Source organism: Edaphobacter modestus (assembly GCF_004217555.1).
Classification (GTDB): Bacteria; Acidobacteriota; Terriglobia; order Terriglobales; family Acidobacteriaceae; genus Edaphobacter; species Edaphobacter modestus.
In genome coordinates, this window is sequence record NZ_SHKW01000002.1 from 345,879 (window position 1) to 367,786 (window position 21,908).

Consider the following 21,908-nt stretch of genomic DNA (forward strand, 5'->3'; position numbering starts at 1 on the left):
GGACCCAGGAAGAGGGCCACTGAAGATAGTCGGTCTAATGCCAGGCGCTTCGCAGACCGCTCTTGTGATTTGCACCGGGAACCAAGTTCAGTGTGATGTTTACAGATGCTGCCCGATTTGCTAGTAGCACAATTCCGTTTTGCAGATATCCTTGGACACCTGTCTCCGGAGTCGCGATCGAGTACTCAGCCGGAGGAAGCGTTGGGAACACGGCGCCAGAATCATTGCTCTCCACCACCATTCTTGACCCAGTTTTAGTTTGTGTCGCCGTAACTGTGACCGATGGAATAGCCGCTCCTGTCGAGTCGCTTATGGTTCCGGAGATCGACCCAGAACCCTCTGCGATGAGGCCTAAGGATGAGGCTAGAAACACAAATGAGAGTAAGCCGCAGGCTCGGCGAGCCTGTCCAGCGGTAGTGCGCAGTTGGAAGCCGATCTTCATTTATCCTCCGAACGTCACAACTTGGCCTAGGCACAGCTCAGTACTATCCGCTGCTTTAGGGCGCGGGATACTTTACGAAACGGTCTCGAAATTTAGGAGGATACTAAGACTCTTGAAAAAAGTCCGTCAATGGTCCCGAATCATCAATCTGCAGTAGTGCAGTAGGACTATCTAAACACTGCTGCTGTCCCCAGCGCCCGGGATTACTTGGAGGCTTGCCAAAAGCTCTCGGTGTATCTTTATCTCTCGTGTTATACCTATCGCACTCGCCGAAAGGATGGTTTGGCCGACGTCTCCTCGTCTCTTTGCGGGAAACACCAATGATTCTGCAATTCCTCGGTATCTCGAAGAGGGTTCAAATGGTTCGGCCCAATGCCGCGTTGATAGTTCTGTGTTCGTTGGTCTGCTTCGCAACGTCGTTCAACTCGGGATGCCGCTCTGCTCCGTCTCGCATGATCATTAGTGTGATTCCCGGCCAGGCATCCGAGTCCATGTGGGTTACGGAACACACTGGTGTGAACGAGGCGGCTGCAAAGGAAAAGGTTGGTATTTACTGGAATGGTCCGACCGAAGAAGGCGATGTAGAGCAGCAGATTGTATTGGCGGAACGCGCCATACGCAGTGGCAATATGGGACTTATTCTGAGCCCAAGTAATCCTTTCGCTTTGAATACCGTAATTCAGCGTTCTCTCGACAGCGGTATGTCGGTAGTGATCGTTGGAACACCCGTTTCACTTAAGCCGGAAAAGAGGCTTTCGTTCGTACTGAACGATGTGGAAGAAACGGGCAAACTGGCAGCAAGGCGGATGGGCGATATCTTGAATAGGAGAGGAGAGGTTCTCATTCTTGGGTTTGATCCACTCTCCTCGCGCAACGGCGATCGATCGAGCGCCTTCGAGGCTACACTAAATCGCGAAGAGCCGCAGATCAGTGTTGTCGAAAAGATTAAAGGGCCGTTTAGCTTTGGGCAGGCGGAGCTCGCAGCAGAAAAGGCGATAAAGGCACATCCTCATCTTTCTGCAATCTTCTCGCTGACTACCACAGCTACACGAGGGGCCATTGCAGCGGTTCGAACAACGGGAACCGCGCATCAAATTCAAATTGTTGGATGCGATCACAATTTGGACCTTCTCTATCTGCTTAGACAAGGAGCGGTTGACTCCTTGATCGCTCAGAACATGCGTGCGATGGGAATTATGGCCGTATCTTCCGTTATGGCGCAAAGCCGCGGGGATCAGGTTCCTCCTTACAGGTACGTCAAGCCCGTGCTACTGACCCGCGAGAATATCGACGACGAAAGTATTCAAACCATGCTCATGATGGATTGGCGATTCAAATCATGACTCGGGAAACCTTCTTTCGTTGTCGATACTGGATCATGGCCTCTGCGTTGTTCGTGATTATTCTGTCTGCACTGCTCGTTTATTTTTTGCGACGAGACAGAGTGGCGTTCCCTTACCAAGATTCTTTCAAGAGCAACAAAGCAGCCGAGTGGACTCCCTTGGGAGGAGCATGGCAGATCGATAACGGCGCCGTTTACAACCGCTCGGATGAGGGAGGTGCGAAGTTGGTGTCCGGTTCACCCAATTGGACAGACTATCAGCTAAGTGCAGAGCTCAAGCTGATAGGTCATGAAGGGGATGTTGGAGTAATTGTCCGATCTGGGGACGAAGAGCGAGGGGTGGACTCCTATAAAGGCTACTATGTTGGACTGCGCTCGGCTGACTCCGCTCTAGTTATCGGTCGTGCCGATCATGGCTGGATGGAGGGACAGCCGGTTCCAATGAAGGGTGGTGTACAGATTGGTGTCTGGTATCGGTTGCGTATAGTCGTTTTAGGATGCCGGATCGGCGCAGAAGCAATAAATATCGAAACCGGGCAGACCTCTTGGGGAGCTTTTAGTGACGAGCCCTGTATTGCACGCGGACGAATAGGGCTGCGTTCCAAGGCCACAGGGGGCGCGTGGCGTAACGTCTCCGTTACCGCAACGAGCGAATCCGCTTGGCGAGAAATACGGTTCCGTTCTCAATTTCTTGAACAGCCAAACTATCCAGGTCGCGAGTCCGACTACAGCAGTATGCGTGAACGATATTTCCAGCACACCTATCTTCCGGTCCGCAGTTATCAGCCTGACAATACGGCACAGTTTATCGGAGGATCTGAGCATAGCACCGCAAAACAGATCTCCCCCATTGGAGACGTTCGTACGACACCCCTCAATAATGAGCCCGTGACGGTCCGAGGAGTCGTTACGTTGACCTCTCCCATGTTCGTACAGGATCAGACCGGAAGCATTGCTGTACAACTCAGCAAGACGATCGAACTCAACCTTGGCGATGAAGTCGAGATTTCCGGTAAACGCGTAGACAGCGGTTTCACGCGGCGACTCGTACCCGACCAGGTGCGTCTTTTATGGGACCGTACCCTGGTTGTTCCAATTTCCATTACCTCAACAGAGGCGGCAAGCGGAGTGTTTGATGCATCGCTCGTGGAACTGCGTGGAAAGTTGCGGTCTAAGTCATTCGACCACATGGGAAATATCACACTTCAGCTCTATGATTCGGCGCAAACGTTTAGCGCGACTGTCCACGGTGGTCTCTCTATGCAGACTTACGAGAAATGGGAGCCAGGTAGCGATCTTTCTATTCGAGGTATCTGTACTATCCTGCCTCCGGCAGACCGAACGGATGTTGCTTTCACTATCTTGATGAGAGCGGTCGATGACGTGCAGGTCCTCGCAGGTCCTCCATGGTGGAACGGTCGGCAGCTAATACGGGTGGCATGCGTAAGTATGGCGATGCTCGCTTGCGGTATATACCTTTTCATTCGCCTCGAGCGCTGGAAGATGCACGCTATCATCAACGAGCGCGAACGTCTGGCGCATGATATGCACGACACGCTGGCCCAAAGCTTTGCCGGCGTAGGCTTTCACCTGCAGGGCCTCTATAACAGGATGCGAATCGGCACGGCCGACCGATCGGATGTGATTGAGATGCTCCACCGAGCCTATGAAATGGTCTCGCACAGCCATCGCGAGGCTAGTGCCTGTATCGCAGCACTGCATCCAGATGCAGATGAGGGTGGCGATGTTTTGTTCGCTCTGGATCGCTGTGCCCGCGAGATGCTCGATGACGACCGGCGCGATAGCAAAGTATTTCCTGTTCGCTTTGTAAGGGAAGGAACGCCGCGATCGCTTTCAATGCCGGTGCGGGATGCTATTTTTCACATTGGCAGAGAAGCGATCACCAACATGCTCCGGCACTCGCATGCGACCGATATGGAATTAGAACTGCGATATCAAGCCGAGGGTGTTGTGCTCAATATGCGAGACAACGGGATCGGCTTTGTCTATGATCCAGCTGTCAGTGGTTTCGGTCTCCGCACGATGCAACGGCGGTGCGCAAAAGTACGAGCCCAAATTGGCATTACAAGCGCGCCGGGTTTGGGTACGCAAATCACAGTACAGGTACCGTACGGCTTTGGACCCAGATCCATCGATTGGGTGCGGTCGCTGCGAATACGTATGCCGCACCGGGCAAGTTAGTCATAGTTGACTCGTACCAAGCCGCGTTTGATTGCCACTGCAGTAGCTTCGGTGCGGTCACGTGTGCCAAGCTTTTCAAGCAAGCTGTTGATGTGATTTCTTACAGTATTGTGGCTGATAAAGAGCTTGTCTGCGATCTCTCGATTATTCATTCCGAGCGCCACAAGCTGCAGAATTTCGGCCTCACGGGCACTCGGAGGATTACGGCTAACGATCTGCGCGAGTTGCTCCGCAATGTGGGGCGGGATGACTGTCTTCCCTTGATGAACATCACGAATCACGCCGACAACCTGTTCGAGCAATGCGCTCTTCAGGATATAAGCCATTGCTCCGGCCTTGATCGCACTGAAGACATCTTGATCAGATCTGTAATTACTAAGCACGGCAGCATGCAATTTCGGGTTAGATCTTCGCGCCAGCATAATTAGTGAGTCTCCTCCCATCTCGGCCATGTGTAGATCGGTGAGGAGAACATCAACTTCCAGATTGTCTAGGGCATCCAAAGCTTCCGTTCCACTCGATGCCATACCAACCACGCGGATATCTGGTTCGCTTTCTAGCATTGTTTTGAGACCCATCCGTACAACCTGATGATCGTCGACTATAAAGACTCTAATCTGCTGCTCTGCGCTCATAGGTGCTCCCGATACAGTACGCAACATCCTAGCGCAAAAAAGTGCCGTCGGCATGGACTAGTGCGGTAGAACTACTCAAGAATGGGCGTCTGCGACTATTGCAGTTGCTCCAGCAAGTTCTTAGCATGGAGCGCATTGTGCAGCGTCGAGGTGAGTGGTGAGCATTTGGAGTCTATTTGGCGCATTGGCCATCAGTTGTATGACCGTATCAGCCGCACAAGCGCAACAAGAGCACCGGCCACCAGCCGTGCCGCTGGTTACAAATGATCCTTATTTCAGCATCTGGTCGATGGCAGATCATCTCACCGACACCCAGACGAAACACTGGTCTGAAGCCCCGCAACCCTTAGTGGGATTGGTACGTATCGATGGGCGCGTCGAGCGCTGGATGGGGACCATGCCGCGTGGATACTTTGGTCTGCCCTCGGTCGAGGCCATGCAGCAAATCTCACTTGAAGTCACCCCGCTTCACACGCGGTATATCTTTGCAGATCATGGCATACGTCTTGAAGTAACATTCTTTTCTCCTCTGCTGCCACAGGATTTAGATGTGATGTCACGACCTGTCACTTACCTCTCGTGGAGCGCCTCGGCGACCGATGGTAAGACGCATCGAGTGGAGCTGATGTTGGACGTGGATGCAAATGTAGCGGTCAACGATTCCGCACAGCCAGTCACGTGGAGTCGCACTCGCATCCCGCATCTAAGCCTGCTTAATGTTGGTTCGCGTGATCAGGCGACGCTCCATCAGTCAGGTGACCGCATCCGCATTGATTGGGGATACTTCCATCTGGGCGTTCCGGACGGAGTTGCGTCGAGCACTGCTCTTTCTTATGAAAGTATGGCAAGCTTTGGTAAAAACGGCGACCTCCCGGACGCGGATGATCTGGCAATGCCTCGTCCAGCCGGAGGGCACGATCAGCCGGTTCATCTCGCAGTTGTTCTGCCTTTGGGAGCGGTCGGCAGTCAGCCAGTAAAGCGACACGTTCTGCTTGGTTATACCGAGGGTTACGCTATCGAGTATCTGGGCCGGAAACTGCGACCCTATTGGCAACGCGAAGGAATGACCGAAGCCGCGATGCTCACTCGTGCCGAAACTGAATATCCGGCCCTGGAAGAACGTGGGCGCAACTTTGATCAAGAGTTAATGACCCACATGGAGCAGATTGGAGGCGCTGACTATCGCTACCTTACCTCTCTCGCCTTCCGTCAGACAATTGCGGCTCACAAACTCGTTGCGGATGTAGACGGGCGTCCGATGTTCTTCTCAAAAGAAAATGATAGTAATGGTTGTATCGACACGGTTGACGTCACCTACCCATCTTCGCCCTTCTTTCTCTACTTCAATCCAAAACTACTCGAAGCACAGCTCGAGCCGATAATGCGTTACGCGTCGCTACCACGATGGAAATTCCCATTTGCGCCCCATGATCTCGGAACATTTCCTCTTGCGAACGGGCAAGTCTACGGTGGCGCTGAGTTGACCGAAGACAATCAAATGCCTGTTGAGGAGAGCGGCAACCTGCTCATCATGGTTGCTGCACTCGGCCGGGCAGAAGGCAACTGGGACTTTGCTCGTCAATACATGCCTCAGCTACGTAAGTGGGCAGAATATTTGGAGAGAAAGGGGCTTGACCCGGAAAATCAGCTCAGCACCGACGATTTTGCCGGCCATCTGGCGCACAACACCAATTTATCTGTGAAGGCTATCGAAGCTCTTGGCAGTTTTGCCGAGATCGCCAGTGGCACGGGCGATACGAATCTCGCAACCCGATACATGACACTTGCAAGATCGCTACCCGCAAAATGGGAGACTATGGCGCGCGAAGGCGATCATTACAAACTGGCCTTTGATCAAAAGGATACTTGGAGTCAGAAATATAACCTCGTATGGGATGAAATACTCGACTTGCATCTTTTTCCCCCATCGGTTGCGCAAACCGAATGGGCCTACTACGTGACGAAATCAAAGCAGTTCGGTCTGGCCCTCGACAACCGTAAAACTATCACGAAGTTGGATTGGGAGTTCTGGACAGCGACTCTTACCCACGACCAAAAGCAATTCATCGATTTGTCACACAATATTGCTTCATGGTCAGATCAATCAAGTTCACGTGTTCCTATGACTGACTATTACGATACTGAAAATGGACGTCAGATTCGTTTCCAGGCACGCTCCGTGGTTGGCGGCATCTTCATCAAGGCACTGATGACTCCCACCAATGCACAGAAATAGGATCGGAAATCATAGGTGATGCTTGTTACTTTCGCTCGGAATTGCTGTAGCGCCTTATGGATTGCTGGCGACGGGGTACCGGCTCCGCCGGTAGTATGTGGAGTCGTGATGATGGTGGCGTTGGCATCCGTAGTATGGTGACGTGTGATGAGGGCGTACTTGCGAGCAAGTGGTGAGGGAAGTTTACAGCTGAAGATGAATGAACGCTCTGGTAGGTTGGAAAGGCACAATGTTTACGGGAGGAATTTGTGAATCGACTCTTGGCAGCAATCCTTCTTCCAGCGGTGACAGCTTTTGCCAGCGATCTTCCAAACAAGAAGTATCTGGATCTTGCCAATATCAAAATCATGGTTTCTGCGGCGGAGGCAAAGGCGAAGGAGTTGAATGTTTCCGTAACTATTTGCGTGGTAGATGAGAGTGGCAACCTACTTTTTCTAGAAAAGGGCGAAACGGCCTCACTGAATACGATTCAATTTGCCCAAAAAAAGGCGCGCCATGCTGCTTTCTACGGCAGCCCATCCAGAGAAGGAGCAGACACGATAAAAAAAGGTCATGTGGAAGCGCTGGAATTCCCTGAGTTTTTCCCAAATCAAGGAGGGTTGCCGATTAAGGTCAATGGGCAGCTTCTGGGTGGGATATCCGCGAGCGGCGCCAAATCGGAGATTGACGAAGCCATTGCGCAATCCGGTCTTGACGCGCTTCTCAAGCAATGACTATCTGATTGAAGCCGAAAGGTGAGTTGGTTCACCCCCGGACCGCGGACCCAGTACGGCGGCAGCCATGGCCAGATCAGGGCGTCCGGCGAGATGTTGTGGTCCTCCAGCAGCTTCGTCATCGCCATCGCAGTGATCAGCTTGCTTACGCTCGCGACGTGCATCGGGACTTCCGCCGTCCCAGCTAACCTCGCCGTCCACCGGCGTCTTCGACCAGTTCCATTGGTCATCGAAAACCACTCGACCGTAGCGCCGCAGCTGCATCGAATAACCCGCCAGGCAGAAGCTCAGCAGGCCATGAAGGTCGCGCCGCAACTTATCAGTGTTGAGCCGGTAGAGCAGTCCTGAGGGCGGTGGAGGATTGCTCGGGTCGTCCGTCGCGTCGGCGGGTCGACGCAGATCGAAGCCAAGCGTCGCGTTCATGACATGATCGGGTCGCATCACGTGCGCCCGGACCATTTCCTCGGTCAGCCCAAGCCGATGAAGAACTTCGGTTGGGTTCAGTTCGGCATGGTCGCTCATGTCGCTGCCCTCGGTTGACACCGATTGCAAGGCAACCGCGCCCCGGCGTCAGGAGCATTCAAATCGCAGCGGACCGGAAAGTCAACAGCATTCGTCAGCAGTTGACGGAGCGTTCGGGCGGAACTCCGCATACACCTACCACACCTGCGTCCAGGATTTTCGTCATTCCTCAGTCCAAACCCCAGGAGCGGTATCTCGCTCCGCACGGGGGGATCGCATTGCGGTCAACGATCGCCTCAACGTGTAAGCTGGATGACTGGGATGTCAGACTGCAACGGTTTCAGATTGTGCCAACTCGAACGTGAGATTTACTGATCGCCCTCCAACCGGCCGGGTCCGATGGCGGACTCCGCGAGGGATAGTAAGCAATTGGCCAGGGTCAAGTTCCAGCGATCCGTTCTCGAATTCGATGCAAAGCCGCCCTTCAATCACCAGAAGTGTCTCATCGGAGTTTGGATGAAAATGCCAGTGATAGGGCCCTGTCATAGTGGCAATTCGAACGACATGGTCATTGATCTTCGCGATTGGATGGTTATTGTATCCGAAATGGGCCGAAGACTCTGTCGTCAGCGTAGTGACCTCGGGAAGGTATTCACTCATTTTCAATCCTCGCGTCCCAATTTTAGGCCCGTATTAATTTTGTGACGTAGGAATGTTGGACGTTTGATGTGACGCTCCCTCGCAGGATCTGAGGCTGTGCGACGTTGTTCGTGTAGCCGTGACCTGAAGTATCTTGGAAGGATTCCCCCGAAAGACGGACTAGAGGAAGGAACCGGGGATGATGAAGCGTCGAGTCTGCTCCCACGATATGTTCGCCGTCCCTGACTCTTCCTTCGTCCTGAAGGGTATGGGCGGAGAGATGTACTTCTGCAACTTGCGATGCTTCTGTTTGTGGTCGGTGCAGAAGGTCGAACCTTTCTGTAGAAGATAAGACGGGTGTCTATTTGCTGACCACTCCATCGGGTGGGGAATATCAGTTCGCTGGGATCGCGGTGTGGCACTGTGGGCGACTGCAGCTACTCTTGGATGAAGAGCTTTTGTGGAGCGAAACGCAGCTGTGGCGCGCGCTATGGCACTGAACAGCAACTCACGATCAGGCGCTGGCAGGATGAACGCGAACCACTCATCGATTTCTTTCAATAAGCGTTTAACTATTTTCGAAGCTCGCGTATCCAGGATGGACGGCTAGACCACGTAGAATGGTGCAATGCCTAAAGCTCCTGCAGCAATTACCTCTCCCAAGATCAAGAAGCTCGCCGCCAAAGCAGCCAAATCTCCCAGCATGCTCACTACCGAAGAGACGCGTGAACTCGGTGCGTCAGTCTTGGCTCACCTGTCACCTCCGAAAGAAGTCCCAGCTATTCCGGCGAAGAGAATTTCAACAAAGAAGTAAACGACGAAACACTCCTAATCACTAAACATTGAAATGAGGGTTACATGGCAACGAAGAAGGCTCCAGTAAAGAAGACTGCTACACCAGTAGCGAAGAAGACCGCTGCAGTTCCTGCGAAGAAGACGACCGCGGCAAAGAAGATGACGAAGGCAGAGCTCGTACGCTTTGTCGCAGAAAAATTGGAGTGGACGACGAAGCAGTCTGCGGCTATCTTTGATCTCCTGGCCGCGACAGCGCTTCAAGAAACCAAGAAGAATGGCGAGTTCACCATTCCCGGACTAGGAAAACTGGTCAAGGCTCAGCGTGCGGCTCGAATCGGCCGCAACCCTCAGACCGGCGAGTCGATCAAGATCAAGGCGAAAACCGCGGTGAAGTTTCGCGTCGCCAAGGCAGCGAAGGACGCTATCGCTCCTGTGAAGTAATTTTGTTACCAGCTGGACACGGTCCTCCGCTCAAGCGGGGGACCGTACACTTTAAGCCGGGCATTTGATGATCTCTTACTATCTGTAGCTGTCACGCTGCACTTACGAACTGGGAGGAGTTTTTGAACATCACGTACCTGCCTCACCGTCCTAGATTATCGTTTACAGCAACTGCAAGCTGCCTGTGCACGGTGCCCGATATGCGGGCCATCCTATTGCAAGCAATGAGCCCTGACGTGTCGGTTGACAACCGAGAGCACGCGGCGGAAAAATGACAACCCTTCGTGGAAGGGAGGACTGTCCCATGGAAAATCAAGACGTTTCTCGGCGTACTTTGTTGAAGGGTGGTGGCGCGGCATTGGCGGAGCTGACGGTGCTGCGGGTGGCAGGTCTGGCACAATCCTTCGGGGACTCCGGCGGTGAGGTTATTCCGTGGCTCGACCAGCCCGCGGCGAACCCTATCCCGGAAAACGTCGGCAACCTGCTGAAGTGGGAGGCGCTCGACTCCTGGCTGACACCTACCAACAACTTCTTCTTTGTTAACCACTACGGCCAACCCGGCGGCCTTGATGAATCCACATGGCGCGTCGGAATCGCGGGCCTGGTCGCACATCCTCAGTCCCTGACGCTGGCTGACCTCAAAGCCCGCAAGCGCCGCGAGGTGGACTTCACATTGGAGTGCTCGGGCAACACCGGCACCGGCCTGGACTTCTTCATCGGCGGCATCGGCAATGCCCGCTGGGGGGGAACGCAGCTGGCCCCCCTGTTAGAGGAGGCGGGTGTGCTGGAGCAGGGCACCGAAGTGGTGTTCTGGGGGGTTGATAGCGGCACGGTGACAATCCGCGACAACTCGGGGATCGTCAGTGGCGGCAAGACGGGAGTGGTCGCGCCCGATTCCGAAGGCGGACTTGATCTGACGATCACCGAGCAGTTCGCCCGCAGCATGTCTATCGACGAAGCGCTCAACCGCGACAACCTGCTCTGCTACGAAATGAACGGCGAGCCACTGCCCCGGAGTAGCGGTTTTCCCGTGCGCCTGATCGCCCCGGGCTGGTACGGAGTGGCCAATGTCAAGTGGCTGACGCGCATAGAGGTGGTGGACCACCGCTACGCGGGTCGCTTTATGGCGCGGGACTACGTCTCCATCCGCGAGGAGCAGCGCGACAGCCAGACCGTCTGGACGTTCACCACCGTGAGTCACGACCGGCTCAAGTCGGCGCCGGCGAAAGTCACGCGTTTACTTAATCGATACGCCATCATGGGTGCCGCATGGGGCGCGCCGATCGCGGCGGTGGAGGTCCAAGTCGACGACGGGCCCTGGACGGCGGCGAGGCTCGAGAGACCCCCGTCGAACGCGGCGGTGGACGTCCAAATCGACGATAGGCCGTCGGTGGCGAGGCTCGAGAGCCCCGCGTCACATAGAAGAAGATCGCGTGACTACGCCTGGCGCTTCTGGAGATTCGATTGGGGGATGCCCGCTCCGGGCGAGCACAAGATTCGGTCGCGGGCGTTCGATGTCGACGGCAACGTCCAACCAGCGCCGGACGACCCATTCCTCGCCAGCAGGAGGACCTACTGGGAGAGCAACGGGCAAATAACCCGCCGGGTCATGGTTAACTAAGGTCCGTGGGGTGTGCTGCGCGAAACTGGTGCAACTGCAGTTGCAGGCAACGATGAAGTTGTGATGGACGCGGAACGTCTTGCGTGTGCGTGTTCGGTTCATGCGCTCACGGCTGTGTGGTTCTCGGAAATTCCGACGTGCACACCGCTTAGCCATCGAATGATTTAAGCCACGCAGTATATAAACGCCGCAAAGCTCGTATCGATGATCTCAATTCCCGACGCAGGCGCCTCTTCTCGCAAATAACGAGACGGCTTGGACGATTTCCCCCATCTCTGACGATCGGCTTACAACAATGAATTCGCTCGCATAGTCCTCTATGGATTGGAGACCCATTGAACCGTTACTTAGTGAAGGCCTCCATCGTCGGAGCACTCGGCGGACTGCTCTTTGGATTTGACACGGCCGTCATAGCTGGCACCACCCAACAGCTGGCAGGAATCTTCCATCTCACCCCGGTCACATTGGGAATGACCGTTTTCATCGGTTTGGTCGGAACAGTCATCGGGGCATTGTGTTCTGGCGCCCTCGGTCAAAAACTGGGCGGCAGGGAATCATTGCGTATCATGGCAATTCTCTACACCGTTTCCGCTCTTGGGTCCGCCTTCGCCTGGAACTGGGAAGTTCTCATGGTCGCGCGATTTATTGGAGGACTCGGGATCGGTGGATCGTCTGTCCTGGGGCCGGTATATATTGCCGAGTTGGCTCCAGCAAAGCTGCGTGGTCGCATGGTGGGGTTGTTCCAGATAAACGTCGTTATTGGAATCTTGCTCGCTTACCTTTCGAACTACATCATCACTCTGCAGCACTTTGGGTTAGCTCAATGGCGGTGGGAGTTTGGAGTCGCTTTTCTACCGTCAATAGTGTTTCTCGTTCTTCTTTATGGCATTCCGAGGAGTTCTCGATGGCTCGTGACCACAAATCAGACTGATGAGGCCAGGGAAGTATTGCAACTCATGGGTTCCCCGGATTCGGAAGCAGAACTCAAAGAGATCATGGATTCGGTTCATTTGGAACGAGGTATCAGACAAGAACCTCTATTTCAGAAGAAGTACAAGCTGCCGATCTTCCTCGCCGTTTCGATAGGTCTCTTCAATCAACTCGCAGGCATCAACGCAATCCTCTACTACTCTAATTACATTTTTGCTTCAGCCGGATTCAATGAGGCCTCGGCCGCGTTGCAGACAGTGGGAGTAGGCCTGGTCAATCTGCTGGCAACACTTGTCGGCATGAGCTTTATCGACAAGGTGGGCCGTACGACGCTTCTGCTCATAGGTTCGATCGGGACCGCGATAGCATTAGCTGGGACGGCAGCGATTTTTTACACCCATACACATCAGGATCTCTTGGTGTGGTGCTTAGTCGTATTCATCGTCTTCTTTGCAATATCGCAGGGAGCAGTAATCTGGGTTTATATCGCGGAAGTGTTTCCTTCGCGCATCCGCTCCAAGGGGCAGAGCCTCGGCTCCTCCTCACACTGGATTATGAACGCGGTGATTGCAGGTGTGTTCCCATATGTCGCCGCAAAATCTCAGGCGGCGCCATTTGCGTTCTTTGCGGCCATGATGTTGGTTCAATTCCTCGTTGTGCGTTTCATCTACCCGGAGACCAAGGGGATATCGCTCGAAGCGATTCAAGCCAGACTGAAGATCACATAATGTTGAACTATGGGCCCAGGCGCCGTGTTTCGACCACATTCCCTCCTTGAAGAAACTAGCGCACACGCTTTTGGAGACAATGCGCTATCTGGAACTGAACGCCGACTCCATGCCCGATTACGGTAAGCGTTACCGTGCCGGACAACGGATCTCAACAGGCTTCGTTGAATCAGCGGTGAATGAGATCGTTTCCAAACGCATGGTGAAGAAGCAACAAATGCGATGGAATCGGTACACCGTCCAAAGTTTCCTGGACGTGCGCATTCAAGTGCTCAATGGCACCTTGGAAGACACATTCCGGCATTGGCACAAAGGCTTTCGGCCCCTCGCGGACAAATTTCATCTCGATATCTCAGCATGACCACCCCACAACTTTGCACACTCTCGAATGGTATCTGCGGGCGGCGCTTGAGTATGGCTGGAGCCGAAACATTCTACTTGGACATCCTGCTCCGAGTGGCCACTCATGCGTTCAACGCATGGGTGGGCCATGCACGGCGAGCTCCAACCGGAGACACTGATCCCTCAGCGCCGCCCCTCGCGCAGCATCTCCTCCACATCGCCGATCTTGTCGGTAATCAGGTTCAGCTTGCGCGATAGCGCCTGGATCTCCGCCTCAGCCCTGCGGTTCACGTCGAAGTCCAGCTCGCTGCGCAGGCGGTCCTTCGTGTCCTGACGGTTCTGGCTCATCATGATCACCGGAGCCTGGAGCGCCGCCAGCATCGAAAGAAACAGGTTCAGCAGGATGAACGGATACGGGTCCCACATATGGCGCTTGAGAAAGATATTGATGCCGGTGTAGATCACCAGCACAGCCAGAAACGACAGGATGAAGTTCCACGATCCCCCAAAGCGCGCCACCGCGTCTGCGACCTTCTCGCCCCACGTCGCCTCCTTATCGATCATCACATTGGCGTTGCGGTTCGCGCGGAGCTGAATCAGCTTCTGCGACGCGTGGAACTGGCGGCCCAGCACGGTCAGCATATCCAGACCTGCCAGCGGCTTCCGCTTCAGCAGCTCGGCGATATCATGGCGGTCAAGCTCCAGGCATACGCTCTCCTCCATCGCCATCGCGTTCGACTGGTGTGGCGTCTGGTCCAGCATCGAGGCAAAGCCGAAGAAGCCGCCGTGTCCCGGCTCCTCGATCAGCACCTCCTGCTGGTCTTCATCCACCGTGGTCACACGCACCACGCCCGACAGCATGATGTAAGCCCGGTTGCCCGGCTCGCCGATCTTGAAGATCCTCTGCCGCGCGGCAAAGTGCTTGATCTCCACCTGCGCTGCAAGAACGGCAAGCTCTTCCTCATCGAGCAGCTCGAACAATGGGACGTGTTTCAACTCTTCCGGTGCGCAGGGCATGGCGTTGCTTCTCCTTCAAATGGTCCAAATTCAACTGTTGTGACCGAAAGATTAGCAGAACCGCGTGCGCGGAGCCGAAGTCTCCCTCGTGTGTCCACTCCATCAACCCACGGCAGGGGACCGCGACCCCGTGAGAGGAGACCCAGCTCCGCGAAGGGCGGTGGGTGATCATCGATCTGAGGGTTCTGGTGCAAACTTTCTTAGAATGAGCGACGGATGGTTAGGAAGAATGCGCTGGGCTCGACTAACATTGAGGGCGACACCCTCGTAGTGAGTCTGGAACATCGAACTGGATCGTCAGGACATCTTTTCGTCCTGCCACTTCCATTGGAGTGATTGGAAGTAGATCGACAAATGTCATTACACATCTGTACGCAACCCCAGACCCACGCTTATCGGCCGGGCTTCTAACCAATCACTACCCGTCGCCCTGAATGGGCGCTATACGGACTTTGGCTGTATACATAGCTATGACCTTCCTGCACCGCGTCGTAACGCTTTCTCGCAGCGGCAAGTTTGGCCGGTATCCCGAGGCCAGATGCGGGAGGTACGCCTTTGGGACGATTCAAGCGTCCATCGTTTTGCTCATGCTGTTCTCGCTGGTGGATCCATCGCGAACCTTCGCCGCGAATCCTGACCTGGAGACTGCGTTGACTGGCTCGCGCAAGCGTATTGAGAGATTGGACTACCGCGTAACCGGGCGACTCACACGGGTGGAAGGCAATGGCACGCGCACGAGCTACAAGGTTGCCGCCAAGGCTCACTGGTTTCCCGATGGCCTGCGTCTGCTATGCGAGATCTCGGCGCCAGCCTCCGCGAAGACGAGCCTTCTTCTGCATATGAGCGTGAACGGGCACGTAAGCATCGAGGCAGTACTTCCTGGCGAGACAACCGCTAGCGTGTTGCCATTCGAACGTTGGAACGACCGACTCGTGGGAACAGACTTCTCCTATGAAGACATGGTAGAGAGCTGGTTCTTCTGGAAGAATCAGGAACTCCTGGCACCGGAGAGATGCGGCGCGCGGGATTGCTTTGTCCTTAAGAGTATGTCCGGCGCTCAGGACCGGACTTACTATGATTCGGTGACATCGTGGATTGATCGCGGCATCTTTTTCCCTGTGCATGTGGTGAAGACGCTTCGTGGGACGGGAGGGCAGAAGGAGTTCATTTACTACGGGCTGCGACAGATCGACGGCATTTGGTCTGCGTCGCGAGTGGAGGCAAATCTGCAGGGCAAGCCCGGCTCCTCGATGCTTGTAATCGAAAGGGGCTCGGGAAGGGCAAAGCTTGGACTCAAGGACTTTGATGTCAGCCAGTCCAGCGCTCAGGGAAAGAAAGTGAAATAAATCGAATCGCTTAACAGGCTGTTGCGAGGTGCTCTGCTGCGAGTGCAGTATCCACGGTGCTCGCCCTCATGGGACATGTTCGTCTTCAGGCGTTGCCGGGGCTGCCCCATATAAGCCAAAGGGCCACCAATTCCAGTCGCCGGCAAGTTGCAATAGTGCCGGACCGACGACCATCCGCACCACTGTGGCATCAATGAACACGGCTACCGCGAGCGTAAAGCCCAGCATCTGGATGACCAGAAAGCCTCCCAGAGTGAATGCGGTGAAGATGGCAATCATAATTGCCGCGGCGCTCGTGATGAGGCCGGCGGTCCGGGCCAGGCCCTCGATCACCGCCGCTCTCTCGGATAGACCGCGCCTCCGTTCTTCGAGGACTCGGGCGACCAGGAAGACCTCATAGTCCATGCTCAATCCGAAGACGATGGCAAACGATAGAATCGGCACGATCGGGAATATTGTGCCGGTCGGTCCATCGAGCCCAAAGAGTTTGCTGCCGTGGCCTTCCTGAAAGACGAGAACTAACGCGCCAAATGAGGCTCCGACTGAAAGCAGATTGAGCAGAATTGCTTTTACAGCCGCAAATAAAGACCGTAACCCGATCAGGAGCGCCAGCAAGCTCCCCAATACGACTACAACGACCACCTTGGGCAAGCGTTCCTTCACTACAGAGTCATAGTCTGCGTTGAGTGCGGGAATGCCTCCGACGCGCAGCATAGCGCCGGGAACTCCGGTTATCGCCGCGACATCGGAGGAACGCACCTCTCTGACCCATCGAATCTGTTCGCTGGATGAAAGATTGGCGGTTGGCAGAAACTCAATCAAGGTAGCTTGCCCATCGCTGCGCATAAGACTCTTGCGGATTGGCTCGGGCACATCCTTGATAGCATCCGCAGTGTCGGCCATTCCCGTGAGGGTCGGAAGAGATAAGACCTCCTGCGCTCTGGGATCGCTCTGGAAGCGTGCGGTCAAGCGGCTGACGGCAACCCAGCCTGCCGGCGAGAGCGGCGGAGACTGGGGCGGCAACTCCAGGATCACTCGGAGGGACTCCACAATACCCGATCGCCCCATGCCTTGAAGAGTATGCAGTGCCTGGACCGACTCGGCTGCGGCCGGGAGCGAGTCATGGTCAGGAAGCCCGGGCGAGATTCTGCGAGCCTGGGATGCAAGGATCAGTAGGGGAATCCCGGCGACAAGCAGAGCCGTGAGGGGGCGGCGGGTTACGAGGCTGCCCCATCGCACCCACCGCTCACTCGCCAGACGTAGGTTGTGCGGCGTTTTGCGCCGTCTGGCTGGAAGACGCACTCTGGCGGCATTGATGCGATGCCCCAGCAGACCAAGGACCCAAGGCAGGATGAAAGTGCACAGCATGACACTGAAAGCGGTTACGAGCAGGCCAGCTATCCCGATGGAGCGCAGTTCGCTGATGGGCACCGTCAGAAGCGCTGAAAATCCGATTGCAACCGTCGTGGCCGAGATGATCAGCGTCCGCCCTGCTTTCCCGGCAGCAACATCGGCAGCCTGGCCGGGATCAAGTCCCTCGGCCAATGCTTCGCGAAACCGGCTCACCATCAGCAACGCATAATCGATACCCAAACCAAGGCCGAGCATGGTTGCCAGATTCTGCACCAGAATCGACAGGTGCAGATAGTTTGCGAGTAGCGCAGCCGCACCCAACGCCATCGAAATTGAGAGCACGCCAACTCCCAGTGGCAATAGTGCAGCCACAAGACTTCCGAAGGCCAGCAACAGCAGCAGGAGAGTTACCGGCAGCGCTCGTTTCTCGGCATGGTTGACGTCATCTGCACTGACCTTGCGAAGATCGAAGTTCAGTGGCGTTTCACCCGTGATCTCCAGTTTGATATTGGGGTATTGCAACCGAAGCTGAGCTTCCATCCGGTCTGCTCTTGCCCTCAGTCTGGGGACCAACGCCTCGACCGATTCATCGTGCGGGTCCAACCCGACGATGATCAAGGCTCCGCCATTGTTCCCAGTGAAGAGAGGATCTGGCCAATCGATACTCGATACGGCACCGTACACTCCAGGCACATTCCGCAATGAACTGGTTAAGAAGCCCAATACATCTGCGCCTTTTGCTGAATCCGGATCAGGAATACCGCTTATCACCAGAATCAGGCGGTGCGCGTAGGTCGACTGGAAACGCTGCGCCAGTTCAAGGTCGACTTTTTCGGACTCTCCGCCCTTGATGTGAACCGTTGCCTCCAGGCGCCGTTCGACATTGTGGGAAAAGGGCACCAGCGCAAGCGCCATGACAAACCCCGACATCGCCAGCCAGAATCGGCCGCGAGCGGCACCACGGCCCGTGTTCGAGCTTCGGATTCCCATGGAAGATCCACGCCGTTTTTGTTCGTCTGAGAGCAATGAAACGACTTCGGTGATCGGGCGCATCCATGATATAGCGTCAAACTGGATATTTATTGGGTTCGGCCTTGAGCTAAGTAACGATAGATACGGGGAACTGCCCGTTAAGCCCTTGGCAATCGAGGGATGTGGCTAACGAAGACTTCGCTGTATGATTACCAGCCAATCACTCATCAAGGAACGAATTAGGAAACTCAGAGAGGATTAGTAATGGGAAACGATAGGACTCTATCTTGACTGCCCACGACACAGAACCTTGCAGTCGCCAACATCGGTCGGGCAGTTTAGATAGAGCCGTTTGAAGGGAGCCGGTGGCGTTTGCGGTGGACGCGATCAGTCTATGGGAATTGAATCGACTTTCGCCTGCAACGTACTGAAGGAAGGCACGTTGGCAAAAATGGGCGAAAGTCGGTTCAGGACGCTTGGGTAGCCCATGATGTCCGGAGTATTGCACGCGTAGCGTCCGCCGCACCAGCGGCTTCGTTCAAACGCGATTGTGTTTACCAATTCGACCGAAGTTCCCTGAAAGTCGGGGCGGTCTCAACCGGTCGATGCAACACCGGCTTGGAGTTTACTCGCAGGAATTTCAAAGCCCAAGGTGTTTCGCGGGCGTTGATTTAAGCGCAGCGCTACTTTGTCGAGATCGGATTGAGAATAGCCGGACAAGGCGTTTTTTTAGGGAGGTACTGTCGCAGCAGCCCGTTAGTGTTTTCGTTGGTGACGCGCTGCCAAGGGCTCCGCGGATCACAGAAGTGGACTTTCACATTCGTGGCCACCGTGAAGCTCTTGTGTTTGGCCATCTCCAGCCCTCGGTCCTCCTGTAGTGGAAGCCGTATTGTCGTTTGTCGCAACTCAGCTAGACTTTACTAAATTCGCGGCTCGTAATGGAGAGGAGGAACTGGTCGATGAGGTTGCTGCGCCAGTGAACGCATTACTTTATGCGAGCCGGACATCCTACCTTTCATACCGTTCCTAGATATGGTGCAGGATTAGCGATATGCGGCTTGGTAGGACTATTAAAATCAATTCGACATCTGCGATGATATTTGGCAATCCAAGGAGAACTCATGATGGGGTTTAGGAGCTGCATGTTGATAATGAGCGTATTGCAGGGCGCTGGAATGGCACAGACGGTACCTTCTGGCGTGACAGGTAAGTTGTTGGCCACCCATCATGCGATGCGCTTGAAAGGAACCCATGTAATCCACGGCGGATCGGCAGAGGCGGCCTACGCTGTGATGTTCCAAACTGATGATCTCCCCGAGGGCAAGGCGATGCACGCGATGATCGATCTGGCAAAGAAACCCACAGACGAGCAGGACGAGTTCATCAGCAGGTACTCCACTCCGAAGACAATGACCGTGACCTGTGAAACGGTGGAGGTCGTGGAGATGTTTAATTCGCAGAATAGGAAGTCCGCGAAGCTCGCGCATGGAAAGAAGTGCTCATTGGACAGCTTGGAGTAGACATGGCGGCGGGTGTTGAATCTCGTTAGAAATGTCAGGGTACGGTATGCCGTCCTACAAGTACCTCACACTTAGCCAGCCCAATCTGTCGCCTCCGAACCCTGAACTCAGGATGGGGCAGCGACACTTTGGCTTTGCAGAGCTACGACATTATTGCTTTGCAGTTACCGCCCGTGTTGGCGCCCGATAGAAATGTCTCTATGCGCGCCGGATAGAAATGTCAATGTAGTAGTAGAGGCGTTGGAGTGAAGCTCGCGTCCTATTTGAGTAAAGCTTCTACGGTCTCGGGAGATGAAGGTTGGGACAAAAAAAAGCCTTGTATGCAATCACAGTCAAGGTCTTGGAGTACCTGCATCTGGTCCTCATGTTCGACGCCTTCCGCGATGACTTCCATTTGCAGGCTATGCCCCATCGCGATAATGGATTTTACGAGCGAATAGCTGCGGCTGGATTCGCAGAGCTGGTGAATGAAAGAGCGGTCTATTTTTAGAGTTGAGATAGGCAGGCGATGAAGGTGTTGCAATGAAGAATATCCTGTACCGAAATCATCGACGGCGAACCGGATGCCCATATTTGCAAGTTCCGCCATTCGCTGTGAGATCTCATCAATGTTCAAAACGACTCGCTCCGTAATTTCCATCTCCAGCCAACCAGGCTCTATGCCTGACTCAGAGATAACTTCTTGAACTTCGCTGACAAAATCCGATCGCATCAGTTGCAAGGGCGAGATATTCACGGCTATACGGACTGGAACGCCACGTTGCCAGTTCCATATCTTTAGTTGTCGACATGCTTTCTCCAGCACCAGCTTTCCTAGAGAGTGAATCATTCCGCGCTCTTCAGCAATCGCGATAAATCGGTCTGGGCTGACAATGGCATCTTTCAGGCTGGGCAGACGCAACAGAGCTTCCATCCCCCGTATCTCGCGACTGAGATAATACTGGAGCTGATAATGCAGTTGGAAGCCCTCATTGTGCAACATTGATCTCATTTGAGCGTCGACGTCCAGACTTTCGACTATCAGTTTGTTGTTGCCTGAAGTTGCAAGTGTATGTCGGTTTCCGCCTGCGCGTTTTGCATGGTACATGGCTGCATCCGCGCTTCGCCAGAGTTCAGCAGCGCCAATCCCGTGGTCTGGATAGACAGCTACGCCTATACTGGCACCCAGGACAATCTTGTGACCTTCGATCTGAATCGGCTTTGAAAGAGCATGGATCAACACCTTCGCGACTATCTCCGCTGAAGCGACACTGTCTACTTCACCTAAAACGATAGTGAATTCTTCTCCTCCGGTACGGGCAACAGTGTCCATGCCACGTAGCCTTCGGGTCAGCAAACTTGCCAATTGTTTGAGGCACTCGTCTCCGGCGGCATGTCCATACCAGTCATTGATTTGTTTAAAGCGGTCCAGATCGAGACAGATGATAGCTGCGCGTTGGCCTCGTTGCCCAGCTAAGGCAAGCCCGTCACCCATCCGTTGTTCCAGGAGAATTCGATTGGGCAATCCTGTAAGGGGATCATGGTGGGCCAACTGGAAGAGTTGCGCATGTACATGATGGCGTTCCGTGACGTCTTCAGCGACCACAAATCGTCCTGCTCGTCCGTGGTAACTTACATTGTTGCCACAAGTCTTTACAATGATCCTCGTTCCATCTTTTTTACAATGAACGCAGACTATATCAGGATCAGTCATATCGATATCCAGGGATGGTTGAACTGGGGCGCTCTCTTGTGGATCACGAAGATCGTTTACCGTTAAGTTCAGAAATTCCTGACGGGCATACCCATATTGACGCTCGGCGCTCTCATTGACCTCTAGGAAACGAAGGGACTCGAGATCATAAATCCACATGGCCAGAGGATTCCCTTCGAAAATTACCGGTGGTTTTTGCATTCTGGGGAAGCCTCCCTTAATGACATCCGTTTAGTCGATTACCTAACTGCTGGGAGGGAGTTCCCTCGGGATATGGTTCGAGGAGACCGTCGCAAGCCGCAGCAGCCCAAACCATATTCTGCGCCGCGGGTTGCTTCTTTAAACAATCCTACAATTCGACTGAGTGACGATACGCATTGGAGACACGAACAGCCCTTCCTCCGAACGATCAATTCGGACTACATGAAGTTGAGTAAGGCGGACTTCTGAAACATTGTAGCTTTGTTAGCTCCAAAGGA

17 protein-coding genes and 1 pseudogene are annotated in these 21,908 nt (G+C 54.4%); 10 read left to right on the forward strand and 8 right to left on the reverse strand.

Annotated elements, in window-relative coordinates; genetic code table 11:
• Positions 1 to 34: 34 nt before the first annotated feature.
• Positions 35 to 442: a carboxypeptidase-like regulatory domain-containing protein gene (locus tag BDD14_RS34810; RefSeq protein ID WP_130424100.1), complete on the reverse strand. Its 408-nt coding sequence runs from the start codon at positions 440 to 442 to the stop codon at positions 35 to 37.
• A 452-nt stretch (positions 443 to 894) separates the two neighbouring features.
• On the opposite strand from BDD14_RS34810, the gene BDD14_RS27315 reads away from it, so the two are divergent.
• Together BDD14_RS27315 and BDD14_RS27320 are read left to right on the forward strand one after the other, a co-directional pair.
• Positions 895 to 1,785 (forward strand): substrate-binding domain-containing protein, encoded by an 891-nt coding sequence (locus BDD14_RS27315; RefSeq protein ID WP_278045550.1) that lies wholly within the window; start codon positions 895 to 897, stop codon positions 1,783 to 1,785.
• A gap of 101 nt (positions 1,786 to 1,886) precedes the next feature.
• Entirely contained in the window at positions 1,887 to 3,986 is a 2,100-nt protein-coding gene (locus tag BDD14_RS27320; protein WP_165420336.1) for an ATP-binding protein, read from the forward strand.
• Here BDD14_RS27320 and BDD14_RS27325 read toward each other — a convergent pair.
• The gene (locus BDD14_RS27325; protein WP_165420337.1) at positions 3,983 to 4,621 is read right to left on the reverse strand and encodes a response regulator transcription factor; all 639 of its coding nucleotides are present in this window, start codon (positions 4,619 to 4,621) and stop codon (positions 3,983 to 3,985) included. The genes BDD14_RS27320 and BDD14_RS27325 overlap by 4 nt on opposite strands.
• A gap of 199 nt (positions 4,622 to 4,820) precedes the next feature.
• On the opposite strand from BDD14_RS27325, the gene BDD14_RS27330 reads away from it, so the two are divergent.
• Both BDD14_RS27330 and BDD14_RS27335 read left to right on the forward strand, forming a co-directional pair.
• The gene (locus BDD14_RS27330; RefSeq protein WP_130424341.1) at positions 4,821 to 6,857 is read left to right on the forward strand and encodes a glutaminase family protein; all 2,037 of its coding nucleotides are present in this window, start codon (positions 4,821 to 4,823) and stop codon (positions 6,855 to 6,857) included.
• Positions 6,858 to 7,105: 248 nt separating this feature from the next.
• Positions 7,106 to 7,570, forward strand: coding sequence for a GlcG/HbpS family heme-binding protein (locus BDD14_RS27335; protein ID WP_130424108.1), 465 nt, complete (start codon positions 7,106 to 7,108; stop codon positions 7,568 to 7,570).
• Here BDD14_RS27335 and BDD14_RS32110 read toward each other — a convergent pair whose 3' ends face one another.
• Complete coding sequence (locus BDD14_RS32110) at positions 7,571 to 8,092, reverse strand: hypothetical protein (protein WP_165420338.1); 522 nt, start codon at positions 8,090 to 8,092, stop codon at positions 7,571 to 7,573.
• Between the two features lie 264 nt (positions 8,093 to 8,356).
• Positions 8,357 to 8,692 carry a cupin domain-containing protein gene (locus BDD14_RS27345; RefSeq protein WP_130424112.1) on the reverse strand — a complete coding sequence of 112 codons (336 nt, stop codon included), beginning with the start codon at positions 8,690 to 8,692 and terminating at the stop codon, positions 8,357 to 8,359.
• Positions 8,693 to 9,529: 837 nt separating this feature from the next.
• On the opposite strand from BDD14_RS27345, the gene BDD14_RS27350 reads away from it, so the two are divergent.
• The 4 genes from BDD14_RS27350 to BDD14_RS34815 all read left to right on the forward strand — a co-directional run bounded on the left by BDD14_RS27350 (position 9,530) and on the right by BDD14_RS34815 (position 13,547).
• Positions 9,530 to 9,907 carry an HU family DNA-binding protein gene (locus tag BDD14_RS27350; protein WP_130424114.1) on the forward strand — a complete coding sequence of 126 codons (378 nt, stop codon included), beginning with the start codon at positions 9,530 to 9,532 and terminating at the stop codon, positions 9,905 to 9,907.
• A gap of 304 nt (positions 9,908 to 10,211) precedes the next feature.
• Positions 10,212 to 11,528 carry a molybdopterin-dependent oxidoreductase gene (locus BDD14_RS27355; RefSeq protein ID WP_130424116.1) on the forward strand — a complete coding sequence of 439 codons (1,317 nt, stop codon included), beginning with the start codon at positions 10,212 to 10,214 and terminating at the stop codon, positions 11,526 to 11,528.
• A 335-nt stretch (positions 11,529 to 11,863) separates the two neighbouring features.
• Positions 11,864 to 13,186 (forward strand): sugar porter family MFS transporter, encoded by a 1,323-nt coding sequence (locus tag BDD14_RS27360; RefSeq protein ID WP_242618330.1) that lies wholly within the window; start codon positions 11,864 to 11,866, stop codon positions 13,184 to 13,186.
• Positions 13,187 to 13,265: 79 nt separating this feature from the next.
• The gene (locus BDD14_RS34815) at positions 13,266 to 13,547 is read left to right on the forward strand and encodes a hypothetical protein (protein WP_130424118.1); all 282 of its coding nucleotides are present in this window, start codon (positions 13,266 to 13,268) and stop codon (positions 13,545 to 13,547) included.
• 164 nt (positions 13,548 to 13,711) lie between these two features.
• Here BDD14_RS34815 and BDD14_RS27370 read toward each other — a convergent pair whose 3' ends face one another.
• Entirely contained in the window at positions 13,712 to 14,545 is an 834-nt protein-coding gene (locus tag BDD14_RS27370; protein WP_130424120.1) for a DUF1003 domain-containing protein, read from the reverse strand.
• A 470-nt stretch (positions 14,546 to 15,015) separates the two neighbouring features.
• On the opposite strand from BDD14_RS27370, the gene BDD14_RS27375 reads away from it, so the two are divergent.
• Positions 15,016 to 15,891, forward strand: a complete 876-nt coding sequence (locus tag BDD14_RS27375; RefSeq protein ID WP_165420339.1) for an outer membrane lipoprotein-sorting protein — start codon at positions 15,016 to 15,018, stop codon at positions 15,889 to 15,891.
• Between the two features lie 66 nt (positions 15,892 to 15,957).
• Here the strand turns inward: BDD14_RS27375 and BDD14_RS27380 are convergent, their stop codons facing one another.
• Positions 15,958 to 18,234 carry an MMPL family transporter gene (locus BDD14_RS27380; RefSeq protein ID WP_165420340.1) on the reverse strand — a complete coding sequence of 759 codons (2,277 nt, stop codon included), beginning with the start codon at positions 18,232 to 18,234 and terminating at the stop codon, positions 15,958 to 15,960.
• A gap of 576 nt (positions 18,235 to 18,810) precedes the next feature.
• Positions 18,811 to 19,085, reverse strand: a pseudogene (locus tag BDD14_RS33420) (IS30 family transposase); the annotation flags it as partial.
• A 252-nt stretch (positions 19,086 to 19,337) separates the two neighbouring features.
• Here BDD14_RS33420 and BDD14_RS27390 point away from each other — a divergent pair.
• The gene (locus tag BDD14_RS27390; RefSeq protein ID WP_130424126.1) at positions 19,338 to 19,736 is read left to right on the forward strand and encodes a hypothetical protein; all 399 of its coding nucleotides are present in this window, start codon (positions 19,338 to 19,340) and stop codon (positions 19,734 to 19,736) included.
• A 259-nt stretch (positions 19,737 to 19,995) separates the two neighbouring features.
• Here BDD14_RS27390 and BDD14_RS27395 read toward each other — a convergent pair whose 3' ends face one another.
• Entirely contained in the window at positions 19,996 to 21,630 is a 1,635-nt protein-coding gene (locus BDD14_RS27395) for a sensor domain-containing protein (protein WP_130424128.1), read from the reverse strand.
• Positions 21,631 to 21,908: the final 278 nt, after the last annotated feature.

Excerpts from the sequence above, each read along its gene's own strand:
- BDD14_RS27390 (WP_130424126.1), top strand. The coding sequence starts at position 19,338 with ATGATGGGGTTTAGGAGCTGCATGTTGATAATGAGCGTATTGCAGGGC.
- BDD14_RS32110 (WP_165420338.1), bottom strand. The coding sequence starts at position 8,092 with ATGAGCGACCATGCCGAACTGAACCCAACCGAAGTTCTTCATCGGCTT.
- BDD14_RS34810 (WP_130424100.1), bottom strand. The coding sequence starts at position 442 with ATGAAGATCGGCTTCCAACTGCGCACTACCGCTGGACAGGCTCGCCGA.
- BDD14_RS27325 (WP_165420337.1), bottom strand. The coding sequence starts at position 4,621 with ATGAGCGCAGAGCAGCAGATTAGAGTCTTTATAGTCGACGATCATCAG.
- BDD14_RS27380 (WP_165420340.1), bottom strand. The coding sequence starts at position 18,234 with ATGGGAATCCGAAGCTCGAACACGGGCCGTGGTGCCGCTCGCGGCCGA.
- BDD14_RS27370 (WP_130424120.1), bottom strand. The coding sequence starts at position 14,545 with ATGCCCTGCGCACCGGAAGAGTTGAAACACGTCCCATTGTTCGAGCTG.
- BDD14_RS27330 (WP_130424341.1), top strand. The coding sequence starts at position 4,821 with ATGACCGTATCAGCCGCACAAGCGCAACAAGAGCACCGGCCACCAGCC.
- BDD14_RS27355 (WP_130424116.1), top strand. The coding sequence starts at position 10,212 with ATGGAAAATCAAGACGTTTCTCGGCGTACTTTGTTGAAGGGTGGTGGC.
- BDD14_RS27315 (WP_278045550.1), top strand. The coding sequence starts at position 895 with ATGATCATTAGTGTGATTCCCGGCCAGGCATCCGAGTCCATGTGGGTT.
- BDD14_RS27375 (WP_165420339.1), top strand. The coding sequence starts at position 15,016 with ATGACCTTCCTGCACCGCGTCGTAACGCTTTCTCGCAGCGGCAAGTTT.
- BDD14_RS34815 (WP_130424118.1), top strand. The coding sequence starts at position 13,266 with ATGCGCTATCTGGAACTGAACGCCGACTCCATGCCCGATTACGGTAAG.
- BDD14_RS27345 (WP_130424112.1), bottom strand. The coding sequence starts at position 8,692 with ATGAGTGAATACCTTCCCGAGGTCACTACGCTGACGACAGAGTCTTCG.
- BDD14_RS27395 (WP_130424128.1), bottom strand. The coding sequence starts at position 21,630 with ATGCAAAAACCACCGGTAATTTTCGAAGGGAATCCTCTGGCCATGTGG.
- BDD14_RS27350 (WP_130424114.1), top strand. The coding sequence starts at position 9,530 with ATGGCAACGAAGAAGGCTCCAGTAAAGAAGACTGCTACACCAGTAGCG.